Source organism: Epilithonimonas sp. UC225_85 (assembly GCF_042695135.1).
In the GTDB taxonomy this organism is placed as follows: Bacteria; Bacteroidota; Bacteroidia; order Flavobacteriales; family Weeksellaceae; genus Epilithonimonas.
The window spans coordinates 1337362-1363866 of record NZ_CP170547.1; the positions used below are offsets into that span (position 1 = coordinate 1337362).

Genomic DNA, 26505 nt, shown 5'->3' on the forward strand with positions numbered 1-26505 from the left:
ATTATTGATGAAAACTATAAGTATATTTTTTGAATTGAGAAATTAAACAAAATCGTAGTATCCATTATCCTTTCCAAGGATTTTGTGATCGTTGGTATTCAGCCACCTTTTAAGGATAGTTGCATAGACTTTCCGGAAATCTTCTTTGTAAATCAAATCGCCGTCATTCAAACTGGTGAGATCAGGAAGTTCATTCAGTAAACCTTTTTTCTTTAGTCCGCCGCTGATGAAAAACATTTGGTTGGCTGTTCCGTGGTCGGTTCCATTGCTCGCATTTTGGGCAACACGTCTTCCGAATTCAGAGAAAGTCATTATCATTATATCATTGAATTTTCCGTTTTCCTTCATATCCTTTGTGAAAACTTCCACCGCATCATTGATCGTTTTGAATAACTGATTTTGTTTCTGATTTTGATTGGTGTGGGTGTCAAAACTTCCCACTGATAGATAATAAACCTGCGTGTTGATATCAGATTTGATGAGTGAGGCAATGGTTTTAAAGTCTTTTCCAATCTGTGTTCCAGGATAAACTTTGTCAGTTGGTTTTGTTTTACTTTCTTTAAAAATATAGCCGGAATTATTGATCGTGCTTCCCAAAGTATTGTAAAGATACGAAGCCAAATCGTGCTCGTGGTCGTGATTTTCTGCTGCCAGTTTTTTATAAAGACTTTCCTGGCTGTTATCGAATAATTTTTTCGGGATCTTTAAAAGCAATTGCTTTGTTTTTTTCACCTTTCATCGCAAGACTTAGAAGATCATCAACTTCTATCGCCTGTGTCGGATTGGTGCAGTCGTGGCAGGCTTCGTCCAGATATCTTCCCAGCCAGCCTGTGTTCACAAACTGATTGCTGTCACTCGCCGATTGCCAGATGTCCATACTTCGGAAATGGGACTTATTGGGTTCCGGATAACCAACATTGTTCATCACCGCCAATTCGCCATTGTCATAGAGTTCTTTGAAGAATTTCAGATTGGGATTGATTCCGGCTTCATCAGTCAACAATAGGGCATCGTTTTCCTTAATTGAGATTTGATTTCGGGATTTATAATAAATATCATTGCGGACAGGAATAATCGTGTTAAGTCCGTCATTGCCGCCGGAAAGCTGAAGAATAATCAAGGTTTTTCCGTTCATTGCAATCGCTTCAGGAAGCGTCAAAGCCTTTAAAAAATTTGGAAACAGAAAAGATGCAACGGCAAGACTGCTGGTTTGTAAGAAGGTTTTTCTATTGATAATCATAACGGCTTATTTTAACAAAGTTGATATTCCGGAGTTGACATAATACTTATCATCAAATGTTTTTTACTCTTTTCTGCGTTGAATTGAGTAATCATGTTCTCCACTTTTTCATTCGGATTCGATAACAAAAGATTGAACAGGTCTTCATTCAGAATGTTACCGATACTTTCCCAATGGATTGTAATCGTATTTTGCTTTTTATTCACGACCACTTTTTTCTCTTCTTTTCCCATATTGACATCGTCGTTAGATTTTGGTTCGATGTCTAATGTTTTGTAACCAGCCATTACAGCAGGGATTTTCATTCTCAATAATAGAGTGGAACTGTCTATCCAGGCAATTCCGCTTGGCCAACCTGCAACGTTCGGAGGTTGTAAAAGTTCTTGCCCAAGTAGTTTTTCAAAATTGTAAATGGTGTCCCGGTTTTGCAGATCCATTGGTAAAATTCTTCTGATTCCGACAATCAATTCAACAGGTGATTTTATCTTTGCACCAATGTTTTTTTCGGAATAAAACCAATCGGAAAGAAAAATTTCGTCCATCAAATTCATAATATCATAATTGGATTTATAAAATTTCTGACTGAGAGATTTGACTATTTTTTCATCAGGCACTTCGTTCACAAAAAACTGATAGATTTTTTTCGTGATAAATTCTGCGCATTCCGGTTTTTCCAGAATGATATTAATAATGTCACTGCCATTGAAGTTACCGGTTTTCCCAAGAAACTCTTTCTCTCCGGAATCATGATTTTTCTTATTATCAACAAATTCTCCCAGTTGATTGTAACTCCAGCCTGTAAAAGCTCTTGCAGATTCTTTGATGTCTTTTTCGGTATAATTTCCTCTTCCAAGCGTGAAAAGTTCCATTAGTTCTCTTGCAAAATTTTCATTCGGCTTCGCTTTCTTATTTTGCTGATTGTTAAGGAAGTTAAGCATTGCCGAAGATTTCGAAACTTCAAAAACCAAATTTTTGAAATTCCCCAAACCATCTTTTCTGAATATTTCTATAATTTCTTTATTGAAAAGTGGTTGCTGGATTCTGGTCGCAAAATGTCCGTGCCAGAAAAGCGCCATTTTTTCACGAAGCTGATAAGGTGTATTTATCATTTGATTATGCCAGGATTTTCTGACATCGATATTATACATTTTATTGAATTGATTCAAGGGTTTTCTATCAGTTGATTTGGACATTTCCTGATATTGTTCTGGCATTATGCTTTGAACGTCGGTGTGCAGAATCTGATAATCCGAAATGTCTCTAAGTTCGTGATAAAGATTCTTCGGACTTATATTTTTATATTTTTCAATATCATTATGATGAATGCCAAAACCTGCTCTGGAAACCAAATGTTTATTTTTTAGGAAGTTATTCATAGCGAGGGATTTATCTGTTTGAGTAGAGAATTTATAATTAGTTAAATCAAAAATTATGAAAACTATTGTTTTGTGAATAAATTTTAATATTTGATTATGATTTTAAATAATTGAAAATTAGATCATTGATTTGATTAATGTTAGATTTGTGAAACAAAATTGGCTTTTGGCACGAAATTTACAAGTATCAATCTTGTAAAATTAAAATTTAAAAATATGAAATCTTTAAAGCAGTTGATATTAGGCGCAGGAATTTTGGCAGGAGGGATTTTGTCTGCACAAAGTGCCAATATGACCAATATGTTGAAAGTTGGTCTTAACGGAGGTGTTTCAACAGGTGGCAATACTGCCGCAAATCTTGGAGTAGATCTATCATACCAACATCTTGTAACGCCAGGTTTTGGTTTGGGTATCGCAACAGGTTATAACAATTATTTTGGAAAAGATAGAACAATAAGCGGTGTAAATGTGAAAAACAATGACTTCGGTGTGATTCCGGTTGCAGCGCTCTTCAGAGTTTATCCAAAAGAAATGGGATTCTATTTCGGAGCCGATATTGGTTACGGATTTATCGTTGGGGATGACAGAGTTGCAGAAAATATAAATGTTGCAAGACCAGACGGTGGTTTTTACATCAAACCGGAGATCGGTTACCACAACCGCGATTGGAACTTCTTTGCTCAATACAATAAAACATTTACAGGAGACAAAGGTCAGATCGGAGATCAGGATTATAATGCCGGGGCAATCGGTATTGGATTCGGATACAACATTCCTTTAGGAAAATAGATTCTGATTTTTACTTTCTTTAAGATTTAAGTAAACAGAACATTATTAATAAACTATGCTACAATTAAAGCCCACATTTCTAATGTGGGCTTTAATTTTTTAAAAACTTATCATACATCAACACCAATTTTGAATGATTCTAATTAGATTTGCATCATTAAAATTATTAAAAAAATGAAAAAAGTATTATTACTAGCAGTATTGGTTAGCGGACTGGCTTTCGGACAGACAAAAAAATTAACAAGCTCAGATGTACACTGGTGGGGTTATAAAATTGCAAAAACAGAAGCATCTTCTCACGACGGAACTGTTAATGTAAAATCTGGGAACCTTGTTCTTAAAAACGGAGCAGTTGTTGGTGGAAATTTTGTATTGGATATGACATCTATCAATTCTACAGATCTTTCCGGAGAATATCAGGGAAAACTGAACGGTCACTTGAAAAACGGCGATTTCTTCGAAGTTGAAAAATTCCCGACTGCGACTTACAAAATCACTTCTGTAAAGAAAAATTCTAACAAAGATTACAACTTTGTAGTCAACGGAAACTTGACTGTAAAAGGTAAAACTAATCCGGTTTCTTTCCCTGCAAAAATCACTTCTTCTAATGGTGTTGTGACTTTGGAATCTGATAAATTCTCTTTTGACAGACAGAAATTTGATGTAGCTTACAAATCTACAATGCAGGATGTTTTGGTAAAAGACGATGTTGATTTGAAAGTGAAAATCAGCGTGAAATAATTTTCACCATATATAAAATTCTAAAGAGCAGATTTTTTCTGCTCTTTTTTTGTTAGTAAATTTGACGCAATGAAACTATACACCATAAGCGGCCTCGGAGCAGACGAAAAAGTCTTAGAAAAACTGACTTTTAATAAGAATATTGAACTCGTTCATATTCCTTGGCTCATTCCGGAGTTTAATGAGGATTTTTATCATTATGTGGAAAGAATGTCAGAATCCATAGATGATTCCGAAGAATTTTATCTATTAGGTTATTCTTTCGGAGGCATTCTGGTTCAGGAAATTCACAAATTGAAACCGGCGAAAAAAATCGTCATTATGGGAAGCATCCGTTGCGATGCAGAAAAATCAAAACTCATAAAAGCCGGGCAGAAAACCAATGCCGTCAGGTACCTTCCACTTCGTTTTTTTAAGGATAATACAACCGTTTTCTATGCTTTTTTCAGGAAATTATTTGATCCGAAAAATCCTAAACTCACACAGTATTTTCGTGTAAAAGACCCGTATTACCTGAAGTGGTCTATCGAAAAAATTTCGCACTGGAAGTTTGATAAGATTCCGGACGTTATTCAGATTTTGGCAGATCGAGACATTGTTTTTCCTCTTAAGAACTCACAACCGGATTTCGTTATCAAAAATGCAACCCACCTCTTTCCTGTTACGAGACCCAAAGAAGTTTCCGAGATTTTGAAGACAATTTTTGTTTGAAGTTTATTAATTTATTTGGGCAGCTTTATCCGTCTTCCACTCCCAAACCTAACGAAGTGGTTCGACGAAGTCAATCTTTTTTGTAGACGATTTCAGAATAGATAGAACGTGAGATTAAGCAAAAAAGGATTTCCGCTCAAGCCGGGCTGCAGATCCCACATAAACATAGAACAATATTCCACATTCATTTCACTTTTGGTTTTAAATCTGCAAAATTTGCCTAATCTGTGAGAAGTTAAATCTTCGCGGCCTTTGTGTTCAAAAAACTTTAATTACTATTTGAATGGAATCAATAAAATCAATTACTTTTACCACAATCAATTTCTCTTAATGGAATCTATCAGTGTTTTCGACATTATAAAAATCGGCATCGGTCCGTCATCTTCCCACACAATGGGACCTTGGAACGCCGCAAAAATGTTCCTGGATCTAGTCAAACGAAATCATTCCTTGCAAGAAGTGAAACAAGTATTTGTAGAATTTTTCGGTTCACTGGCAAAAACCGGCGTTGGTCACGGAACCGATATTGCAGGTATGCTGGGTCTCAGCGGAGAAAATTTTCGAAAAATAGATACCAACAAAATCAATGAAAAAATTGATAAAATAAGATCCGAAAACCAAATTCTTTTAGGCGGAGAAGTTTTGCTTCCGTTTATTTATGGACATCATTTGATACTTAACAAAGAAAAATCTCTCGACTTTCATCCCAATGGAATGATCTTCAAAGTAATCTTTGAAAGTGGTGAAGAATTCAGTCAGGATTATTATTCCGTTGGCGGCGGATTTGTGGCTACTACAGAAGATAACTCGATGGAAGACCGTTGTGTACGGACACTTTATCCTTGCCATCACGGCAGCGAAATTCTGAAATATTGCGAACAGTTAAATCTCAATAAAATATCTGAACTTGTCTTTCTAAACGAAGAATCGTGGAGAACTAAAGAAGAAACCCGGCAAAAAGCATTAGAAATCTGGGATAATATCAAAGATTGTGTTTATAAGAGCATCAATAAAAAAGGAATTCTTCCCGGTGGACTAAACGTCACAAGACGTGCTTCGGAAATGAACGAAAAACTCCTCGGGAATCAGATTTATAAGAACAAAAACGAGTGGTTCGAAATGGTAAAGGATGAACAAAAAACCTTTAGCTCTGTTACGAAATGGGTTTCTTGTTTTGCACTGGCTGTTAATGAAGAAAATGCATCTTTTGGTAGAATCATTACAGCGCCAACGAACGGTGCAAGTGGCGTAATCCCTGCAGTTCTGATGTATGCACAGGTTTTCACAGAGTTTAATTCCGAAGAAGATATTATCAGATTTCTATTGGTTGCAGGAGAAATCGGAACTTTGTTCAAAAAAAATGCAACTATTTCTGCAGCAATGGGTGGATGCCAGGCAGAAGTTGGGGTTTCTTCAGCAATGGCAGCAGCCGGATTGACGGAGATTTCCGGAGGAACACCTGCTCAGGTTTTGATGGCGGCAGAAATCGCAATGGAACATCATCTTGGGTTAACGTGTGATCCAATTGGTGGTTTGGTCCAGATCCCTTGCATCGAGCGGAATTCTATGGGTGCCATGAAAGCAATTACTGCAGCATCTTTGGCTTTAGACGGCGATCCTTCGAAAGCAAAAGTTTCTCTCGATAGTGTCATCAAATCGATGTGGGAAACGGCATTGGATATGAATTCAAAATACAAAGAAACCTCGGAAGGTGGTCTTGCTGTCGCCGTGAATGTGGCAGAATGTTAGTTCTGAAACGTTCAAAGTTTGTCAGTCTGAGGCTATTGAAAGCATATAAAAAACTTAAGCCTTCAAGTTATGAGTTCTTATCAATATTGATATGATTTTTTAAATTGGAAAAACTGATAGTTCAGACCTTATCAGTCTGAGGCTCTCGAAGACATCTAAAAACTTAAGCGAAGCTTTTCAATTTTGAGGAATGTCAATGAAAAAATATTAATTTATATTGAAAAATCCCTTGGATTTTGAATTTTTTATGGTCTTCGAGAACCTCAGACTGACAGTCGGTTGGTTATCTAATTAGAGTTTTAATTTATATTAATTTTCAGCGTTTTGAACTATAAAGTATCATAGTATTCTAATTTCTAAAAACTAACTTTTCATATCTGTTCCAATATTAATTTTCCGTAATAAGGAATCGTTAAAAAAGAAGTCATTTTGTTATCAAAAATAAAAAGTGTATCTTTGCACCAATTATTAGACGATCTTTTTAAATGAATTTATTTACGGAATCCAATCTTAGCGCTGAAGTTCTTCAGGCGATTGGCGACCTCGGCTTCGTAGAGCCGACAGAAATCCAAAAACAGACTATTCCTTTTATCTCCACAGATACTCGCGATCTTATCGCACTTGCGGCAACAGGAACAGGCAAAACAGCAGCGTTTTCGCTTCCGATTTTGGATATGATAGACGACAAGAGTCGTAAAATCCAATTTTTGGTCCTTTGCCCTACTAGAGAACTTTGCCTCCAGATTACCAAAGACATCAAAAACTATACTAAATACCTGAGAGACATCAAGACTACAGCAGTCTATGGTGGAAGCAGTATTATGGATCAAATCAAATCCCTTAGAGAAAAACCACAGATCATCGTGGGAACTCCGGGACGTGTGATAGATATGATCAACAGAAAAGCATTGGACTTTTCTGAAACACAATGGGTAGTTTTAGACGAAGCTGACGAAATGCTTTCTATGGGGTTCAAAGACGATTTGGAAACTATATTAAGAGAAACGCCGGATACAAAACAAACTTTCCTTTTCTCTGCTACAATGAGCAAAGAAGTGGAACGTATTTCTAAAAATTATTTGACAACGCCTCACAGAATTACTGTTGGGTCTGTCAATGAGGTTAAGAAAAACATCCTTCACGAATTTTATGTAGTTGGTTACAGACAGAAGAAAGAAGCTCTTAAAAGACTGATTGACGCCAATCCAAACCAATATTCCATTATTTTCTGTAGAACAAGAATGGAAACGCAGGAGGTTGCAGATTTCTTGATGCAAAATGGTTATGCGGCAGATGCACTTCACGGTGATCTTTCTCAGGCTCAAAGAGATACAGTAATGAAGAAATTCAGACTGAAAAATATTGATATTTTGGTAGCGACAGACGTTGCAGCCAGAGGATTGGATGTTGATTCTTTGACACACGTTATCCATTTCTCTTTACCAGATGATCCGGAAGTTTTCGTTCACAGAAGCGGAAGAACAGGACGTGCAGGTAAAAACGGAATCTCGATGACGTTGGCAAAACCAGAGGAAAGCAGAAAAATGAAGCAGATCAAGGCAGAAACCAAGATCGAAATCGTTGAGAAAAAAATCCCTACCGGAAAGGAAATTATTAAAGCTCAGGTTGGTGGTGTTTTCGAAAAATTATTGACGGAACACGTTGATGTTATTGATTTTGACGAAAGTTTGATTCCAGATCTTTCTGCCTTTACAAAAGAACAATTAGTAAGCCAGTTATTACAATTTCAATTGAAAGAAATGGCTACTTATTATCAAAATAGCAATGATCTTGCAGATCAGAAATTCGGTGCCGGCAGAGATGACAAACCGGGAAGAAGAGAGAGAGATGGCAGAGACAGAGAAAGAGGCTCCAGAGATGGTGGTTCTTTCCGAGACAGAGACAGCAGAGGAGATCGTGGTGGCGACAGAAATGCCAGCAGAGAACGCAAGCCAAAACGCAATAATGAAGATATGGTAAGGTTCTTTTTCAACTTAGGAAAAAGAGATCAGCTGAAGAAAGTTGATATGCTTGAGATCATTAACAAAGCGACTTCCAAATCTAAAAAAAGAGCCGATATCGGTGATATAGAAATTCTTGAAAAATTCAGTTTCTTTGAAATTGAAAAATCATTCAAAAATGAAGTCATGAATGGATTAACTGAAATGAAGTTTCGGGGAAAAGAAATGAGAGCAGAAGTTGCCAATTAATCACAAAACCCGAAAATAAAATAAAATATTTTGCGTAAAAACCTGCTAATCAGCAGGTTTTTGTGTGTTTTAATCTTAATAAATATTTAATATAAAAGTTTTTAGGTAAGGTTGTTTTTTATCATATTTGCAGAAATTAAACCAAAAGAATGGGAATAGGTAATATTTTCAGAGCATTTCAGCCAAAAGATAAAATCTTTTTTGATCTGTTTCTTCGTGTAGCAGAGAACTTAGTAGAAATGTCAAAAACATTTCACGATGGTTTACTGGAATTTGATATCAATGATGAAACATTGCTGAATCAAATGAGTGATTATGAACACAAGTTAGATGATCTTACTCACGAGATCTTTGTTCAGCTGGGGGAGAACTTCATTACACCATTTGACAGAGAAGATATCAACTATCTGGCCTCTGGACTGGATGATATTGCGGATTATATTTATGCTTCTGCAAAATATATTTATCTTTATAAAAGCCCGGAAAATAAAGTTTACACAGAGTTCTCTTTACTGATCTACAAATCTTGTCTTGAGATCAAAAAAGCGCTCGAGAATCTCAAAGATTTCAAAAATCCGGACGAAGTGAGAGAGTCTTGCATCAAAATCAATTCTTATGAGAATATTGCAGATGATGTTTTGAGCCAGGCTATCGTAAAATTGTTTGAGACCAATGATGCACTTCTGATCATCAAACAAAAATCTATCCTCGACTATCTGGAGATCGTTACCGATAAAGCAGAAGATGTTGCCAACACAATGGAAAGCATAGTTATCAAATACGCATAAAAGCAGTATCCAAAATTAAAACGAATGGAATTTCCAATTCTACTAATAATTATTATCGCTTTGGCGCTTATCTTTGATTACATTAATGGTTTTCATGATGCTGCCAATTCTATCGCAACCATTGTTTCTACAAAAGTTCTTACACCTTTTCAAGCTGTGCTTTGGGCAGCATTCTGGAATTTTGCAGCATTTTTTATCGCTGCTTATGTTGTCGGCGAATTCAAAATTGGGAATACGATTGCCAAAACCGTGGATGAAAACTTCATTACACTCGAAGTTATCTTTTCTGGATTGATTGCTGCGATTGCCTGGAATCTGTTAACCTGGTGGTTTGGGATTCCTTCCTCATCATCGCATACTTTGATCGGCGGATTTATTGGGGCTGCTTTGATGCACGCTTTGATTTCAGATTATCACACCATTGTTAACGCGCACCCGGACTATTCTTTCTTTGAAAGTGTCTATCAATCTTTTGTACAACTTTTCTCACAGAATGTAGTGAAGTATAAAGTTGTGATTCCTATCTTCCTCTTTATATTTATGGCGCCGCTTATCGGGATGGCAATATCAATTTTGATTACATTGATTATTGTTAATATCTGTAAGAAAGCAAATCCGCATAAAGCAGAACGCGTTTTCAAAAAACTTCAATTGGTTTCTTCAGCATTATTCAGTCTTGGACACGGAACCAACGATGCTCAGAAAGTAATGGGAATCATCGGAGCAGCAATGATCTATTTTCATGTCAATATGATGAAAGATCCGCTTTATTTAAATATTCCCGAAGCTGAACGTTTTAACTTTTTTGCAGAACATTACCTTTGGGTACCTGTAGTATCCTTCCTTGCAATTGCTCTCGGAACGATGAGTGGCGGTTGGAAGATCATCAAAACAATGGGAACCAGAATTACGAAAGTAACACCATTGGAAGGCGTTGCGGCAGAAACAGCCGGAGCTATTACACTTTTCATAACAGAACAATTGAGAATTCCAGTTTCTACAACGCACACTGTTACAGGCGCAATCATCGGGGTTGGACTTACGAAAAGAGTATCTGCTGTAAGGTGGGGAATAACTGTTAGTTTACTTTGGGCGTGGATTCTTACGATTCCTATCAGTGCAGTTGTTGCAGGGATTACTTATTTGCTTGTGGCGATTATTTTTTAAATTTAAATTAAATTTATCATATACAGCTTTCCAAAATTTTGGGAAGCTTTTTTTATAATTAAAATCTGCGAAAACCTCAAAACAAGACAGCAAAATCTTGGCAGAACATCTTTAAAAATTGTATTTTTGCCGCAAACAAGTTTTTAAATGGAATTTTTAGATCAGTATCAGAAAATAGTAGCAGACGCTATCGAAAAATATACTTTTACCAATAAGCCGGACGAATTATACGGTCCGATGAACTACATTATTTCTCACGGTGGGAAGAGGCTTCGTCCGATTATGGTTTTGATGGCGTGCGATCTGTTTCAAGGCGATTTGCAAAAAGCGCTCAAGCCTTCTTTAGCAATTGAGTTTTTCCACAACTTCACGCTCATTCACGATGATATAATGGATGAAGCGCCACTTCGAAGAAACAAACCTACAATTCATACCCTGCACGGGATCAATGTCGGGATTCTTTCCGGAGATGCACTTCTAATAAAAGCGTATCAGTTTTTTGAAGATCTGGAGCCTGTCTTGTTTAAAGAATGTCTGAAAATATTTTCTGAAACGGGAGCTGTTCTTTGCGAAGGTCAGCAATTGGATATTAATTTCGAAAATATGTCTAATGTAAGCCACGATGACTATATCAAAATGATCTCCTATAAAACAGGTGTTCTGAGCGCATCGTCATTTCAGATTGGCGCTTTGATTGCCGGTGCATCGGAAGAAGAGGCAGAAGCAATGTACAATTTTGGAAAACATATCGGTATTGCTTTTCAGATTATGGATGATTATCTGGACGTTTTCGGAAATCAGGCACAGTTTGGGAAAAAACACGCCGGCGATATTTATGAAAATAAAAAAACAATCCTCTATCTTCTTGCTTTGGAGCACGCTAATGAAGAAGAATTATCTGAACTGAATTACTGGTATTCTAAAAAAACAGATAACATCGACAAAGTTTATGGTGTGGAGAAAATATTCCGAAGAACAAAAGTTGATGACAAAGTCCAAAGGCTGATACAGAAACATAACGAAATCGGGCAGTCCTATCTTGATAAAATCAATCTTCCAGACGAGAAAAAACTACCTTTCCGGGAATTAGCAAATTACCTTTTGAGAAGAGAATCTTAATATGACTATGTATCAGTTTGCCTAACAATGATTTTAAATATTGGTAAATTTTTACATAGATAAATTTTTACATTTAAAAAAAATGAAATTCAGGACAGAAGTAGATATTAATGTAAGTGAGAAAAAAATTGGAGTTGAAGATTGTGTCTTCTCCATCGGATCCTGTTTTGCAACTGAGATGCACGAGAAATTTTCCGATGGCCAGATCCAGTCTTTGAATAATCCTTTCGGGACGATTTTTAATCCGTATTCAATTTTCAATGCGATTCAGCAGATTTATGATGCTAAGGAATATCAGGAAAATGATCTGATTTTAGCGAATGAAAGTTACATCAGTCTGGATCATCATTCCTCTTTCGATTCCAGATTTGCACACCAGTCGCTTGAGAAGATCAATAAAAATATAGAAGAGGCCAATCAGTTTTTACAGAATACGAGTTTTGTGATTATTACATTTGGAACGTCTTACATTTATGAATTTCTTCCAAAGAAAAAGTTGGCTGCAAATTGCCACAAGATTCCGCAAAAGTTCTTTGATAAACGATTTCTAACCCATCAGGAACTTAACGAATCAATTAGTAAAACCATTGATATTCTGAAAGATATCTGCAAGACTGATGTGCAGATCCTGTTTACGGTTTCGCCGGTTCGTCATACAAAAGACGGCATTATAGAGAATCAATTGAGTAAATCTAAGTTAATCAATACCATTCACGAATCGATTTCCGGGAAAGAAAATTGCCGTTATCTCCCTGTTTATGAATTGATGATGGACGATCTTCGGGATTACAGATTTTACAAAGAAGATATGATCCACCCGAATTCTCAGGCGGTTCAATACATTTGGGAAAAATTCGGGAATGCTTATTTTACAGATGAAACCAAGGTTTTCATTAATGAAAATAATAAAATCCTAACGGCTCTTAACCATAAAACAGCCGACAATAAGAATCCAAAATATCAGGAATTTTTAGACAAGATCAATCAAAAGATCCTTGAACAGCAAAAGAAAGTGAAACACAAAATCTTTGGTTGATAGTTGATGGTTTTTAGTTGATAGAATCTTCTGAAACCATCAACAATTAACTAAGACCAACAACCAACAACCAAAAATGATAGACACGCATACCCATTTATATTCCGATCAGTTCGATGAAGACCGCAAAGAGATGATTCAGCGGGCTTTGGATAAAGGTGTGGAGAAATTCTTTCTTCCGGCAATTGACTCGGAAACACACCAGAAAATGATTCTTTTGGAAACCGAATATCCGGGCAAGATTTTCTCGATGATGGGATTGCATCCATGTTCCGTTCAGCCGGATTCTTGGGAAAACGAATTGCAGCTGGTTCAGAATTATCTGGATCAAAGAGATTTTGTGGCTATCGGAGAAATTGGAATCGATCTTTATTGGGACAAATCAACTTTGGATATTCAAATTAAAGCTTTTGAACAACAAATCGATTGGGCAATAGAAAAAGATCTGCCGATTGTAATCCATTCCAGAGAAAGCTTTGATGAAACCTTTGAAGTTCTGGAGAGAAAGAAACATCCAAAATTACGTGGTATTTTTCATTGTTTTTCAGGAAATATTGAACAAGCTACACACGCTATTGATCTTAATTTCATATTAGGAATCGGCGGTGTAGTGACATTTAAAAACGGAAAGATCGATCAGTTTTTGGATCAGATTCCGTTGGACAAAATTGTATTGGAAACAGATTCGCCATATTTGGCTCCGGTGCCTTTCCGAGGAAAACGAAACGAAAGTTCTTATCTGGAATTGATTGCAGGAAAATTGGTAGATATTTACGGAACATCATTCCAGGAAATTGATAGAATTACAACTGAAAATGCATTGAAATTATTTGGACTAGATCAATAATTCTTTAAAATACAAAAACCGGAAATTGATTCCGGTTTTTATTTTATTTTTTTCTGTAGAAATTGCTTTTATTCTTAGGCTTTTCGGATCGCTGACCTGTGGGTTTTGGTCTTGGCGAGAAAGGCTTGTTGTTGCTGTCTCTTTTTTGCTCCACAAGATTGTCTGTGTGGAAAGGATGATCTCTTACCACCGGAATTTTCTTCCCGATCAGTTTTTCTGTGTCTCGTAGGTTGGCAAGATCCAAGGCATCTACGAATGAGAAAGAAGTTCCTTCTGAGCCGGCTCTTCCTGTTCTCCCGATCCGGTGAACGTAAGTTTCGGAAACGTCGGACAATTCGTAATTCACAACATATTTCAGTTCATCAATGTCAATTCCTCTTGCGGCAATATCTGTGGCAACAAGGATTCTTGTTCTTTTTGATTTGAAATTGGATAATGCGTTCTGTCTTGCATTCTGAGATTTGTTTCCGTGGATTGCTTCTGCAGAAATGTTAGACTGATGCAGTCTTTTTACGATCTTATCTGCGCCGTGTTTTGTTCTTGAAAAAACCAAAACCTGATCGAATTTCGGATCTTCCAAAAGGTGGATCAAAAGATCGGTCTTGTTATTATTATCAACAAAATAAATACTTTGCTGGATCGTATCAGCAGTCGAAGAAACCGGCGCAACTTCTACTCTTACTGGATTTACCAATATTTCTGCAGCTAGTTTTGCGATTTCCTTTGGCATCGTTGCCGAGAAAAATAAGTTTTGTCTTTTTACCGGGATCAGTTTCAGGATTTTCTTCACATCGTGAACGAATCCCATATCCAGCATTCTGTCTGCTTCATCCAGAACAAAAATTTCTAAATGATGAAGTTTTACAATGCCCTGAGAAATAAAATCCAGCAATCGCCCAGGTGTAGCGATCAGAATATCAACACCTCTTTTGAGCTGCTGTTCCTGTGCATGCTGTTTTACACCGCCGAAAACCACGAGTGATTTAAGTTTAAGATGTTTTCCGTAATCCTGGAAATTCTCTTCGATTTGTATGGCCAGTTCACGTGTTGGCGTCAAAATTAAAGCTTTGATCTGATTTCTGTGTTGTTCCTTAGCAGAAGAAAGATTTTGTAAAATAGGGATGGCAAATGCCGCTGTTTTTCCTGTTCCTGTCTGTGCGCTTCCCAAAAGATCTCTGCCCTGCAGGATGGATGGGATTGCTTTTTCCTGTATTGGTGTCGGCTGCTCGTAGCCTTGTGCTTTTAATGCATCTAATATTGGCTTAATTAAGCCTAATTCGTCAAAATTCAAATGGAATATTTTATTTAATTTAAAAAAGTAAAAATTCCTCCGTATATTAGGAGGAATTAATATTGTACAAAGATAGCCTATTTTAAATAAACTTGAAGAGAAGTCTTATTTTACTTTTTCCCACTTCTGATTTTTCTTAAGCTCAACGATGTAATTTGTCAAAGCTGTCAGCTTTTCCGGCTTTTCGCCTACAGAAAGTCTGATGGATTTTTTGCTTCCGTCTGCAAATACTACTCTCAAATCTTTTTTAGAAGCATCCATGATTTGTTTGTCTTCATAAGTGTCTTTGAGCGTTTTCACATCTACAGCATCTGTTAACGTAACTAATTTCTGATAATCTTCAGCGCTGATAACGGATTTGAAAGTTCCTTCTCTTGGCTTGTTCATATCATCCTTAGATCCGCCTTCGGAAAAATTAAAATGTTCTGCTTCCAGAATTGCATTCCTTTCTGAATCGATAGTGATTTTAAATGTTGGACAAAATCCGAAACAAGGTCCGGCTTCATATTCGATTTTAGAATATTTTGAAACTTGAGATGTTGTGCAAGACATTAGTCCAAAGACAACTAAAAGGCTTAATAGATATTTCATTATATTTTTTGTGTTTTTATCTCAATAAGTGTTCCGAAACGTATTATTTGAAGCGATATCCTAATCCGATCTGGAAGAAACCGATTCTTGTATCTGGAGCGCCCGAAACTGCTGTGTTAAAAGCGCCAAAGTTATATCTTGCATCGGTGAAGATTCTATTGTTAAATTTATATTCTGCGCCTAAAAATGGGAAGATATTCAGGGTTTTGAATGTGTCGATGCTTCCGTTGTATGCTCCGGAATAATTGAAATTTGATTTAGATTTTGAGGAAAGGTTAAATCCGAAGTTTACACCACCTGATAAAGAAAAGTTAGGAATGAAATAATATTTCACGGATATTGGCAGTTGTAATTGAGTTGTTATGATTTTTGTCGTCGCAGTTCCCAATTCTACTACTTCATTTCCGACAATGTCCACAACATCCTCAGAAGTTTGTCCGCCAAGTTGTGTGAAAAGTAATTCTCCCTGTAAAGAAATTTTATTCGATAAATAATGCTCTGCAATTGCACCAACATAAAAATATGATTTTGAATTAAATTTATAATCATCAAAATTATCAAATTTCCATTTCATATTTGATAAATTATAGCCCGCTTTCACTCCAAAATTGGTTTGAGAAAATGAAAAAGAGAATACTGACAATAGTAAAATTGTGTAAAGTTTCTTCATAGTTATAGTTTTTTTTGTTTGAATTTATCCGTGCAGCTTCTTCCAGATCGCATCTTTCAATTCCTGAAGATTTTCTCCAGTTACACCAGAGAAGAATATAGGTTGTCTGTTTTCCGGAAATTCTGCTGCAATTTCTTTTTTCAACTCATCGTCCAACAGGTCAGATTTTGAAACAGATAACAGAAAGTCTTTGTCCAGAAGTTCAGGATTGTACTCTCTGAGCTCGTTTTCCAGAATTTTGAATTCCTGAAAATGATCTTCGGAATCTGCCGGAATCAGGAATAATAAGATTGAGTTTCTCTCGATATGTCTCAGGAATCTGTGTCCAAGACCTTTTCCTTCTGCCGCGCCTTCTATGATTCCCGGAATGTCTGCCATTACAAAAGATTTGTAATTTCTCCATTCTACGATTCCGAGATTTGGCGCAAGGGTTGTAAAAGCATAATCTGCAATCTTGGGTCTGGCGGCAGAAACAGATGATAGAAGTGTAGATTTTCCGGCATTTGGGAATCCAACCAAGCCAACATCTGCAAGAAGTTTCAATTCAAAGACAATATAACCTTCCTGTCCATCCATTCCTGGCTGTGCAAACCTGGGTGTTTGGTTAGTTGAGGATTTGAAATGCTCGTTTCCTTTTCCACCTTTTCCGCCTTCCATCAGGATGATTTCCTGTCCGTCTTCCAGGATTTCACCAACGATTTTGCCTTCTTCGTTTTTGGCAATTGTTCCAACAGGGACATCAATGTACACATCTTCGCCATAAGCACCTGTCAGCTGGTTTTTTTGACCGTTATGACCACGTTCTGCTTTTATATGTCGCGTGTATCTCAGTGGCAGAAGTGTCCATTCGTGAGCATTTCCTCTCATGATTACGTGTCCGCCACGTCCGCCATCGCCGCCATCCGGACCACCTTTCGGGATGTATTTTTCTCTGCGAAGGTGAGCCGATCCAGCACCGCCGTGACCGCTTTTACAATGGATTTTTACGTAATCTACGAAATTTGACATAATATGTTGTTGGATGTTGGAAGTTGGATGTTGAAAATAACTTCCAACTTCCTGCTTTTATTTAATTTTTTCTACTTCTGCAAATAGTTTTTCAGAGATTTCGGAGATGTCGCCAACGCCGATTACTTCTGCATATTTGCCTTGTTTTTTATATAATTCTGCAACTTCTGCAGTTTTTGTATAATATTCTTTGATTCTGTTTCGGATGATATCTTCATTAGAATCATCTGTTCGTCCACTGGTTTCTCCTCTTTTCAGAAGTCTTTCCACAAGGATTTCATCATCAACTATTAAAGAAAGACAGATGCTGATTTCAGAGTTTAATTCTTCTTTCACTATCGTTTCCAATGCTTCGGTTTGAGCCGCAGTTCTTGGGAAGCCGTCGAAAATAAATCCATTGGTATCTGTAGGTTTTTTAAGTTCATCTATCAACATATCAATGGTCACCTGATCTGGAACCAAATCGCCTTTGTCGATATATGATTTTGCTAATTTCCCCAAATCCGTATCGTTTTTCATATTATAACGGAAAAGATCTCCTGTCGAAATCTGTTTCAGATTGAATTTTTCGATAAGGTGCTGAGCCTGAGTTCCTTTTCCACTTCCCGGAGGACCAAATAGGACAATGTTGATCATAATTATTTTGCTTTTGGCATTTCGCAATTGGCTTATTGCTTTTGCGATTAAGTTATAATTGATTTTACTTTAAGTTTTTAAAAGCTAATAGCCAATAGCTAGTAGCCAACGGCAATCCTACTCGTTGATTGTTCCTTCTTCCAGTTGGTAAAGATCTTTCAGGTTTCTACCTAATTCATCATAATCCAAGCCGTAACCCAAAACGAATTTGTTAGGGATTTCTTTTCCTACAAAATTGATCTCGAATTCTTTTTTGTAAACGTCTGGTTTCAGGAGGAGAGAAGCAATTTTCAAAGACTTAGGACGTTGAGTTTCTTTGAAATAAGTGCAAAGATTTTCAATCGTATTTCCGGTGTCTACAATATCTTCAAAAAGAATAATGTGACGGTCCTTGATATCTTTGGTAAGTTCCATTTCTTTGTAAACGATTCCTGTGGATTGTGTCCCGACATACGAACTCATTTTGATAAAGCCAATTTCACATTCGCCGGGATAGGCTTTCATAAAATCGGAGAAAAACATGATAACACCACTCAGAACACCTATGAAAACAGGAACTTCGTCCTTGTATTCTTCATAAACTTCCAAAGCTACACGTTCTGTGATTTCTAAAATTTCTTCGTGTTTCAGGTAAGGGACAAAAGTTTTGTCGTGGACTTTGATACTTTCCATAATATTTTCAAAGTGCAAAAATAAGATTTTTAAACCAATTTGCCGATTTTCTTTTTTAATAGCTTTTTAGAGATCACCGGAAAGAGTAATACAATTTAATTATCTATATTTGCGTTACGTTTCTGAAAAAGAATAATTATGTTCAAATCGCTTTTCCATTGGAAAGTATTACTTAATATCGTTTTAGCAATGGCGTTTTTCGCCGGCTTGGTTTGGCTTACATTCCGTTGGCTGGAGTTTCATACCAATCATGGAGATGAAGTTCCTGTACCTAATGTGATGAATATGAAAGTACACGATGCTATCAAGATTCTTGATGATTCCGGTCTGGAATATGAAGTGGACAGTTTCAAATATGATCCGAAATTCCGTCCTTTTCAGGTTTTAGCAGTTTTCCCGTCACCAGGTGCCAGTGTGAAAAACGGTAGGTCTATTGTTCTGAAAGTCAATCCGAGAACCTGGGCAAAAGTTGCTGTTCCTGATATTATAGACAGATACAAAGGTTTGGCTTTTAATCAATTAAATCTTGTCGGTTTGAAAGTTGGTGATACACTTTTTGAACCGAGCATCCAAAGAGACGCAGTTCTTAGAATTATTTATAATGGAACAAGTATAAAACCGGGAACTTTATTACCAAAATTCTCTGTAGTAGATTTGGTTGTAGGATCCGGACCTTTAAGAAATGTGCCTATTCCTAATGTTGTTGGAAGAAGCGTTCAGGAAGCAAAAAAGATCATTGCTCAGGCTCTGTTTGAAGTCGGGATTGTAGATCACGAGGATGGCGGAAAAGATGATTCTGATATTGTTTATTATCAGGATCCCGATTTCGGTTCCCAAAGAGATCAGGGAATGCAGATCGACCTCTGGGCAAGTAAAAAAACACCTGCAGAAATGCAAAATAAAATCCGACAACTAGATGATATGTATCGTCCAAAAATTGATACAACACTGGCGCCGATACAGTATAACGAAGTTCCACCGCCAACAATAGAGCAGAGACCAACGGTTATAAAACCTCCGGTTTCTACCAATCAATCAACTTCCGGAACAACGCAGCCAACTACTGCAAAACCAAAACCTGCCAATACACAGACGGCTGCGACGACTAATCCAACAACAGCTGCCAAACAGAATACCACAACGCCACAATCTACAAAACCCGTAGATAAGCCAAAGCCTAAAAAGGTGGTGATTGAATAAAAAACAAAAAGGCTTCGACATCAGTTGAAGCCTTTTAAAATTAAAATATGTTAGACGAGACCGAAGATTTCCTGGAAGACGAATTAACAAATGATGATCATTCTGCTGATGAAGAAAACAGTGGATTATATGAACACGTTAATATAACGGTTGATAAAAAACAAGAACCACTAAGAATAGACAAGTTTTTACTTATTTTTCGTCAGAATTCTTCCCGAAACAAAATTTCTCAAACCTGTAAAGCGGGCAATGTTATCGTCAACGGAAACCCTGTAAAACAGAATTACAGAGTGAAACCCGGCGACGAGATAAGTGTTTTGCTGGCACATCCACCGAGAGAAAATGTTATTATTCCGCAAGATATTCCTATTAATATCGTTTATGAAGATAGTGATCTGGTTGTGGTCGATAAAGATCCGGGAATGGTCGTGCACCCTGGATTTGGAAATTGGGACGGAACATTGGTTAATGCATTGGCATTTCATTTTGCTAAGGATCCTAATTTCAATTCCGACCTGGATAGAGTAGGACTGGTTCACAGGATTGATAAAGATACTTCGGGATTATTAGTAATTGCTAAAACCGAATATGCATTAAGCTATCTTGCAAAACAATTTTTTGACCGAAAAACAAAGCGTCTATATTGGGCATTTGTATGGGGAAATGTAAAAGATGACGAAGGAACCGTAACCGGACATATCGGAAGACATCCGAAAAACAGGATGCAAATGTTTACCTACGAAGATGGGAGCCACGGAAAACATGCGGTAACTCACTATAAAGTTTTGGAACGATTTCGGTATATGACCTGGATAGAATGTAAATTGGAGACTGGCAGAACGCATCAGATCCGTGCACATCTCAAACATATTGGTCATACATTATTCAATGATGCGAGGTATGAAGGAAATATCATAATGAGAGGTGTTAATTTGCCAAAGTATAAACAGTTTGTACAAAATGTGTTTGAGGTCTTGCCAAGGCACGCTTTGCACGCTCATACATTGGGATTTATCCATCCAACGACCAAAAAAGAAATGTATTTTGAAAGTCCAATGCCAAAAGATATGCAAGATGCATCAGATCGTTGGAGAAAATATCTGGATAATAATTAGAGTTTTATATATTTGTGTTGTGAAGAAGAACTACTTATCCTATAAAATATTTCCACTGCTTATTGCCCTTTTTTCTATTGGCGCAAAAGCACAGGAAACTTTGCCTTTCTATCAGCAATATCTTGTTGATGGCGATTTTTTATTCAATCCTGCATTATTGGGAAAAACAGACGATGTGGTTCTGAATCTCAATTATCAAAAACAATTCTCACAGCTGAGTGAGTCTCCAAATGTCCAATCTATTGGTTTGCACGCTAATGTGTTTGACAGAGTAGGTGCGGGAATTGCTTTTTTCAGAGATCAGAATGGGCCCATTTCTTCAAATGGATTGATGTTGGGTGCTTCTTATTTTGTCCCTTTAAGCGATGAAGATGACCGTCAGGACCAATTTTCATTCGGTGTTGGCACCAATCTTTACAATATGAATATCGATTACACCAAAGTTGTTGCGGAACAGCAGGGAGATCAGGTTCTGGGAGAAAATACTAACGATATTTTTATTGCTTATGCCAATTTGGGAGCGGCAGTTAAATACCGAAATTTATTTGCAGGAGCTTCTGTAATAGATATCCCGATCAGCAATGATATTCCGATTGTTAATGGAATAGAACCTTCTCCAACCAAGTATTATTTAAACGTTGGCTACGACTGGCATTTTACAGATGGCATATTTTTGACGCCGTCTTTTATGATGAATCTTAACACAAATTCTGCAAGAATATTCGATTATAATCTGATGGCAACTGCTTTTGGAGAGAGAAATAATATCTCCGCAGGTATCAGTTTCCGGAAAGCAAAAAGTGCTGTTGGCAGCGAGAATATCGGAATGTCTCCCATTATAAAAGGAAGAGTCGGAGGTGTAACATTTGGAGCTGTTTATAACTTCGGAGTTTCAGAATTGACTGAGAATTTTGGGAACAGTTTTATGTTATCATTAGGATTTAATATTGATAATTTTATTAATACTAGAGGTTTCCGATATAGATAACTTATGTTTGATGATTTAATCCCTTAAGAATCATTTTTATCATTTATAAATCATCATCCATAATTAGAATTTGATCTACCTGCACATTCCTTTCTGCAAACAGAAATGCAGTTACTGTAATTTTCATTTTTCAACTTCTTTTAATCTGAAGGATGAGATGATTGCAGCAATCAAAAAGGAAATCAGACTAAGAGAAAACGAACTCGAAAATAAAACGCTCAAATCACTTTATTTTGGCGGAGGAACACCGTCTGTTCTAAGTGTTGACGAAATCAAATCTCTAATCGATGAATTTCAAAAATATTTCAGTTTTGATAACAATATAGAAATTACACTGGAGTCAAATCCTGATGATCTCAACAAAAATTTCCTCAAAGAATTATCTCAGACCAACATCAACCGTTTATCCATAGGAACTCAGAGTTTCTTTGATGAAGATCTAAGACTGATGAATCGTGCGCACAACGCTTCCGAAGCAGAAAGCTCGATTAAAAGAGCTCAGGATTTTGGATTGGAAAATATCAGCATCGATTTAATTTACGGTTCACCAACTTCAAACTTCGAAATCTGGAAAGAGAACCTGAATAAAACGATCGAGCTTCAAGTTCCTCACGTTTCTTCTTATGCCTTGACCGTTGAACCCAAAACCGCTTTAGAAAAATGGATAGAGAACGGAAAAATACGTTCTCCGGAAGAAGCAGAGCAGAATCAGGAATTTTATTATATGTCTGATTTTCTTAAAGATAACGGATTCGATCATTATGAAATTTCAAATTTCGGAAAGCCAGGTTTTCACTCCAAACATAATTCGGCTTATTGGAAATCCGAACCTTATTTAGGAATTGGTCCGTCTGCACATTCTTACAATGGTAACCTTGAAAGAAGCTGGAACGTTGCCAACAATTTGCTTTACATCAAAAATATTAATCAGAATATCATTCCCAAAGAAACAGAGATCCTATCCGAAAAAGATCGTTTCAATGAGATGCTGATGATTGGACTCAGAACAATTTGGGGCGTTGACATGAATAAAATTAATCAGAATTTTTCATCAGAGATAATCGATTATCTTCATAAAGAAACCAAATTCAAAATAGAATCCGGAATTTTGAAAATGGAAAATAATTACTTAAAAATTCCTGAAAAACACTGGTTCTTAGCAGATGGGATTGCTAGTGATTTGTTTATGGTTTAGAATAAAACTTAATCTTTGTCATTCAGTTGGAATCTCTATATTCAGATTCTTTCATATTGACAAAAACTTCTAATAAATTCCTTATTTTTGTAAAAACATTTTTTCATTTTGAAAAAGAAAAAAGCCGACTATTCTCATCTTTTTGCCAGTCAGCCAATCGGGATTTTTGATTCCGGAGTTGGTGGTTTGACGGTTGCTAAAGAAATCAAAAGACTTTTACCAAATGAAGATTTAATTTATTTTGGTGATACAAAACATCTTCCCTATGGCGAAAAATCCAGGGAAGCCATCGTAGGCTATTCAACAAAAATCACTAATTTTCTTCTCGAAAAAAATTGTAAAGCCATCGTGATTGCATGTAATTCTGCGACAGCAAATGCATTACAGGAAGTTATAGAATTGGTTGCAGACAGAGTGCCGGTTATCGATGTCATCAATCCTGTTGCGGAAAAAGTATCATACGAGATTCATAATAATGTTGGAGTCATTGCTACCAAGGCAACGGTCAATTCCGGACTTTATAAAAAATCTATCCGCAAGCATAACAAGTTTATCAAAGTTGATGAGCTGGCAACACCACTTCTGGTTCCTGCAATCGAAGAAGGTTTCAAAAATCATCCGATTACGCACTCGATTATTTACAATTATCTGAGTAATAGTAAACTGAAGAATATCGAAACTTTGATTCTTGGTTGTACGCATTATCCACTTTTGATTGACGAAATAAAACAATATTACGGAAACCGCGTACGCGTTATAGATTCGCCAAATATCGTAGCCAATCAATTGAAAATGATTTTGGATAAACATAACCTGCTAAACGAGGAAAATCACCAATCCACTTATCAATTTTTCTTGTCAGACATCACCAAAAATTTTGAAAAAATATCCAAGAAATTCTTTGGGAAATCGATTGATTTGGAGCATAAAGTTCTTTAGAAATTCTCCTTTCGAAATATGTCTTTAATTAAATTGACTTCATTCTGAACAGGATTTTTAAGACGTTCTCCGAAATGAAGAACATTTTCTATCTTCTGGTTTCCCTCCCAGGTAATCTCAATTCCGCCGTTTGCAATTTCTTTTTTGCATAGGAAATCAGGTATAATAGAAAACCCGGAATTCCCACTTAAACAACGGACAATCGAACAAATATTAGGAACAATATAGTTGGGTTTGAAATCCGGATGTCGGTTAAAATTGGCTTTCCAAAAATTATTCAGATGTTCCATATCCGCAGCTGTGCTGTACCAGATTTGCTGTTTCAGCCAGTTTTCGGCTTCCTCGATTTTATTATTTTTAAGAAGTGTTTTTAATTCAGAAGTATCCGTTCCGCTTCCGTTCACCAAAACGATTTTTTCCTGTGAAAAAGCTTCGAATTCCAAATTTTTAATATTGGTTTTCTTAGGCGTAATTATCAAATCCAAAAGTCCGTTATCAAGGTCAGAAAACATCTGATCATACAACCCAAACCTGATAATTACATTGAAATTTAAGGTAGGAATATGCTTTTCCAAAGTAAACTGAAAGGTCTCAAAACACATCCCTATACTCACGGTTGCACGTTCGGTTTTGGTCGTTTTATGAAAAGTTTGTTCAGCAGTTTCCAGTTTCAGCAACGGTTCAAGCGTGAAATTATAAAGGATTTTCGCCTTTTCCGTCGGAATTAGTTTTTTTGATACTCTTTCGAACAAAGAATAACCAACATAAGCTTCCAATGAACCAATGTGCAAACTCACACCGGGTTGAGAAATATATAAGTCTCTCGCAGCTTTTGTAAAAGATTGCGTTTCGTAAACACTTTTGAAAGTTCTAAGCCATTCTAAATTAATCACATCATCATAATTATAATGCAAATGTATGATTTAAATTATTTTTATAATTGATTTTTCTGTCGGAAATTTGCAGTATCAATAATTTAAAATTAAAAAATGAAAAAAATATTCATCATAAACGGTGGACAAACCTTCGCCCATTCCGGCGGTAGCTTTAATAAAACCATTACGAATTGGACGAAAGAAGTTCTTGAAAATGAGAATTTTGAAATCAGAATTACCAATGTCAATGATGATTTTGACCCTGTCCAGGAAGCAGAGAATTTCAAATGGGCAGATGTTGTGATTTATCATTTTCCGGTTTGGTGGTTTCAGGTTCCGAACCGTTTGAAACTTTACATTGATGAAGTTTTCACTGCAGGTCATAACAATGGGCTTTATAAAAGTGACGGGCGATCGCGAGTGAATCCGGCAGTCAATTACGGAACCGGCGGTTTGATGCACGGAAAACATTATTTCGTCACTACAAGCTGGAATGCTCCGGATACTGCTTTCACTCTGGAAGGCGAATTTTTTAACCAACATTCGGTGGATGAAGGTGTTTTATTCGGATTTCATAGGATGAATGCGTTCACGGGAATGTCACATTTGGGAAGTTTCCATTTTCACGATATGGAAAAAGCAGCAACTCAGGAAAGAATCGATAATTATGAAAATGAGTACAAAAATTACCTGAAAACAGCTTTTGAAAATATTGAAATCGAAGTGTTGAATTAATTTAATAAAATCAGAAAAATGTCAATCTATTTAACAGCAATATTAAAATCAAAACAAGAATCTATCGATTTGAAGTCAATTCTTGAAAATATGGTGCGCAATACCAGAAAAGAAGATGCTTGCGAGAAATATGAATTATAGCAAGCTCTGGACGACGAAACTGTTTTCATTTTTCACGAGATCTGGAAAAGTAAAGAAGGTCTGGATGAACATAATCGTCAACCATACATCCAAGAGTTCGTAGAAAAAGCGCCAGATTTATTAGAAAAGCCTGCAGAAATTTATCTTGCAAAACTTGTATAAAATAAACGCCTCAATTAATCGAGGCGTTTTATTTTATTATAATTGAAGCAGTATTATAATCCGAACTTCTTTATAACATTATTGATTTTCTGTTTCCATTCTTCCGGTTTTGCAGCATATCCGGCGGAAGAAATTGCATTAAGCCATTTGGAATAATCGAGGTTTCCTTTGAGTTTTTGATAATATTTTTTTCTGGAAATCATTTCGCAAAATGCACGAAAAGATTCTTTGGAACTTTCAAAACTTTTGAATTTGGAACTGTTCACCGTATTTTTTCCAACCATTCCAAAATGATTGTTCAAAGTCTGGCAATGTTTGCTGTTTCCACCACCAGTTTCCACATAAGCGATGGATAGAATAATAGCTGACGGAATCCCAAATTCCTTCGAAAGTTCCGTTGCAACAGGTTTGTATTGAGCGATGTAAGAATTCTGTGCAGAGATTTTTAAACTAATAAATAAAATGATTAGACTTAAAAATTTGATATTAAAATTCCTCATATTCACTTCAAATT

General features: G+C 36.4%; 29 protein-coding genes. 18 read left to right on the forward strand and 11 right to left on the reverse strand.

What is annotated here, in order from left to right:
- Nucleotides 1-42 precede the first annotated feature (42 nt).
- From ACFJGY_RS06315 to ACFJGY_RS06325, 3 genes are read right to left on the reverse strand one after another with little or no spacing between them, the layout of a single operon-like run.
- Entirely contained in the window at nt 43-714 is a 672-nt protein-coding gene (locus tag ACFJGY_RS06315) for a DUF1501 domain-containing protein (protein ID WP_379969209.1), read from the reverse strand.
- Entirely contained in the window at nt 680-1240 is a 561-nt protein-coding gene (locus ACFJGY_RS06320) for a DUF1501 domain-containing protein (protein ID WP_379969211.1), read from the reverse strand. Before ACFJGY_RS06320 ends, ACFJGY_RS06315 begins: the two co-directional genes overlap by 35 nt.
- 11 nt (nt 1241-1251) lie before the next feature.
- Nucleotides 1252-2616: a DUF1800 family protein gene (locus ACFJGY_RS06325; RefSeq protein ID WP_379969213.1), complete on the reverse strand. Its 1365-nt coding sequence runs from the start codon at nt 2614-2616 to the stop codon at nt 1252-1254.
- 216 nt (nt 2617-2832) lie between these two features.
- Between ACFJGY_RS06325 and ACFJGY_RS06330 the strand changes: the two genes are divergently transcribed.
- From ACFJGY_RS06330 to ACFJGY_RS06375, 10 genes are all read left to right on the forward strand, one after another.
- On the forward strand, nt 2833-3405 hold the full coding sequence (locus ACFJGY_RS06330; protein WP_379969215.1) for a hypothetical protein: 573 nt from the start codon (nt 2833-2835) through the stop codon (nt 3403-3405).
- Nucleotides 3406-3579: 174 nt separating this feature from the next.
- Complete coding sequence (locus tag ACFJGY_RS06335; protein WP_379969217.1) at nt 3580-4146, forward strand: YceI family protein; 567 nt, start codon at nt 3580-3582, stop codon at nt 4144-4146.
- A gap of 69 nt (nt 4147-4215) precedes the next feature.
- Nucleotides 4216-4857 carry an alpha/beta hydrolase gene (locus ACFJGY_RS06340; RefSeq protein WP_379969219.1) on the forward strand — a complete coding sequence of 214 codons (642 nt, stop codon included), beginning with the start codon at nt 4216-4218 and terminating at the stop codon, nt 4855-4857.
- A 330-nt stretch (nt 4858-5187) separates the two neighbouring features.
- Entirely contained in the window at nt 5188-6606 is a 1419-nt protein-coding gene (locus ACFJGY_RS06345; protein ID WP_379969222.1) for an L-serine ammonia-lyase, read from the forward strand.
- 485 nt (nt 6607-7091) lie between these two features.
- Nucleotides 7092-8816, forward strand: a complete 1725-nt coding sequence (locus tag ACFJGY_RS06350) for a DEAD/DEAH box helicase (RefSeq protein ID WP_379969224.1) — start codon at nt 7092-7094, stop codon at nt 8814-8816.
- Nucleotides 8817-8965: 149 nt separating this feature from the next.
- Entirely contained in the window at nt 8966-9604 is a 639-nt protein-coding gene (locus tag ACFJGY_RS06355; protein ID WP_379969226.1) for a DUF47 domain-containing protein, read from the forward strand.
- Between the two features lie 24 nt (nt 9605-9628).
- The gene (locus tag ACFJGY_RS06360; RefSeq protein ID WP_379969228.1) at nt 9629-10771 is read left to right on the forward strand and encodes an anion permease; all 1143 of its coding nucleotides are present in this window, start codon (nt 9629-9631) and stop codon (nt 10769-10771) included.
- Between the two features lie 147 nt (nt 10772-10918).
- Complete coding sequence (locus ACFJGY_RS06365) at nt 10919-11890, forward strand: polyprenyl synthetase family protein (RefSeq protein WP_379969230.1); 972 nt, start codon at nt 10919-10921, stop codon at nt 11888-11890.
- An 82-nt stretch (nt 11891-11972) separates the two neighbouring features.
- Nucleotides 11973-12926 carry a GSCFA domain-containing protein gene (locus tag ACFJGY_RS06370; RefSeq protein ID WP_379969232.1) on the forward strand — a complete coding sequence of 318 codons (954 nt, stop codon included), beginning with the start codon at nt 11973-11975 and terminating at the stop codon, nt 12924-12926.
- A 76-nt stretch (nt 12927-13002) separates the two neighbouring features.
- Complete coding sequence (locus tag ACFJGY_RS06375) at nt 13003-13773, forward strand: TatD family hydrolase (RefSeq protein WP_379969234.1); 771 nt, start codon at nt 13003-13005, stop codon at nt 13771-13773.
- 43 nt (nt 13774-13816) lie between these two features.
- Here ACFJGY_RS06375 and ACFJGY_RS06380 read toward each other — a convergent pair whose 3' ends face one another.
- From ACFJGY_RS06380 to ACFJGY_RS06405, 6 genes are all read right to left on the reverse strand, one after another.
- Complete coding sequence (locus tag ACFJGY_RS06380; RefSeq protein WP_379969236.1) at nt 13817-15064, reverse strand: DEAD/DEAH box helicase; 1248 nt, start codon at nt 15062-15064, stop codon at nt 13817-13819.
- Nucleotides 15065-15169: 105 nt separating this feature from the next.
- Complete coding sequence (locus tag ACFJGY_RS06385; protein ID WP_379969238.1) at nt 15170-15655, reverse strand: DUF6438 domain-containing protein; 486 nt, start codon at nt 15653-15655, stop codon at nt 15170-15172.
- Between the two features lie 43 nt (nt 15656-15698).
- Nucleotides 15699-16325, reverse strand: a complete 627-nt coding sequence (locus ACFJGY_RS06390) for a porin family protein (RefSeq protein ID WP_379969240.1) — start codon at nt 16323-16325, stop codon at nt 15699-15701.
- A 24-nt stretch (nt 16326-16349) separates the two neighbouring features.
- On the reverse strand, nt 16350-17333 hold the full coding sequence (obgE, locus tag ACFJGY_RS06395; protein ID WP_379969242.1) for a GTPase ObgE: 984 nt from the start codon (nt 17331-17333) through the stop codon (nt 16350-16352).
- Nucleotides 17334-17390: 57 nt separating this feature from the next.
- Entirely contained in the window at nt 17391-17969 is a 579-nt protein-coding gene (locus ACFJGY_RS06400) for an adenylate kinase (protein WP_379969244.1), read from the reverse strand.
- 117 nt (nt 17970-18086) lie between these two features.
- Nucleotides 18087-18641 carry a phosphoribosyltransferase gene (locus ACFJGY_RS06405; protein WP_379969246.1) on the reverse strand — a complete coding sequence of 185 codons (555 nt, stop codon included), beginning with the start codon at nt 18639-18641 and terminating at the stop codon, nt 18087-18089.
- A gap of 138 nt (nt 18642-18779) precedes the next feature.
- Here ACFJGY_RS06405 and ACFJGY_RS06410 point away from each other — a divergent pair, with 138 nt between their 5' ends.
- The 5 genes from ACFJGY_RS06410 (at nt 18780) to murI (ending at nt 24078) form a co-directional block, all read left to right on the forward strand.
- On the forward strand, nt 18780-19841 hold the full coding sequence (locus ACFJGY_RS06410) for a PASTA domain-containing protein (protein ID WP_379969248.1): 1062 nt from the start codon (nt 18780-18782) through the stop codon (nt 19839-19841).
- A gap of 47 nt (nt 19842-19888) precedes the next feature.
- Nucleotides 19889-20956 carry an RluA family pseudouridine synthase gene (locus ACFJGY_RS06415; RefSeq protein ID WP_379969250.1) on the forward strand — a complete coding sequence of 356 codons (1068 nt, stop codon included), beginning with the start codon at nt 19889-19891 and terminating at the stop codon, nt 20954-20956.
- 19 nt (nt 20957-20975) lie between these two features.
- A complete protein-coding gene (locus tag ACFJGY_RS06420) occupies nt 20976-21944 on the forward strand; it encodes a PorP/SprF family type IX secretion system membrane protein (protein WP_379969252.1) in 969 nt (322 codons plus the stop codon).
- Between the two features lie 85 nt (nt 21945-22029).
- Nucleotides 22030-23139 carry a radical SAM family heme chaperone HemW gene (gene hemW, locus ACFJGY_RS06425; protein WP_379970119.1) on the forward strand — a complete coding sequence of 370 codons (1110 nt, stop codon included), beginning with the start codon at nt 22030-22032 and terminating at the stop codon, nt 23137-23139.
- Between the two features lie 108 nt (nt 23140-23247).
- A complete protein-coding gene (murI, locus tag ACFJGY_RS06430; RefSeq protein WP_379969254.1) occupies nt 23248-24078 on the forward strand; it encodes a glutamate racemase in 831 nt (276 codons plus the stop codon).
- Here the strand turns inward: murI and ACFJGY_RS06435 are convergent.
- Nucleotides 24075-24971, reverse strand: a complete 897-nt coding sequence (locus ACFJGY_RS06435; protein ID WP_379970121.1) for a LysR family transcriptional regulator — start codon at nt 24969-24971, stop codon at nt 24075-24077. The genes murI and ACFJGY_RS06435 overlap by 4 nt on opposite strands.
- Nucleotides 24972-25067: 96 nt before the next feature.
- On the opposite strand from ACFJGY_RS06435, the gene ACFJGY_RS06440 reads away from it, so the two are divergent.
- Genes ACFJGY_RS06440 through ACFJGY_RS06450 form a run of 3 tightly spaced genes read left to right on the forward strand, consistent with a single transcriptional unit; the run spans nt 25068 to nt 25991 of the window.
- Entirely contained in the window at nt 25068-25688 is a 621-nt protein-coding gene (locus tag ACFJGY_RS06440) for an NAD(P)H-dependent oxidoreductase (RefSeq protein WP_379969256.1), read from the forward strand.
- Between the two features lie 18 nt (nt 25689-25706).
- Nucleotides 25707-25829 carry a hypothetical protein gene (locus ACFJGY_RS06445; protein WP_379969258.1) on the forward strand — a complete coding sequence of 41 codons (123 nt, stop codon included), beginning with the start codon at nt 25707-25709 and terminating at the stop codon, nt 25827-25829.
- A gap of 6 nt (nt 25830-25835) precedes the next feature.
- Nucleotides 25836-25991, forward strand: a complete 156-nt coding sequence (locus ACFJGY_RS06450) for a putative quinol monooxygenase (RefSeq protein WP_379970123.1) — start codon at nt 25836-25838, stop codon at nt 25989-25991.
- Between the two features lie 53 nt (nt 25992-26044).
- Here ACFJGY_RS06450 and ACFJGY_RS06455 read toward each other — a convergent pair whose 3' ends face one another.
- On the reverse strand, nt 26045-26491 hold the full coding sequence (locus ACFJGY_RS06455) for a glucosaminidase domain-containing protein (protein ID WP_379969260.1): 447 nt from the start codon (nt 26489-26491) through the stop codon (nt 26045-26047).
- Nucleotides 26492-26505: the final 14 nt, after the last annotated feature.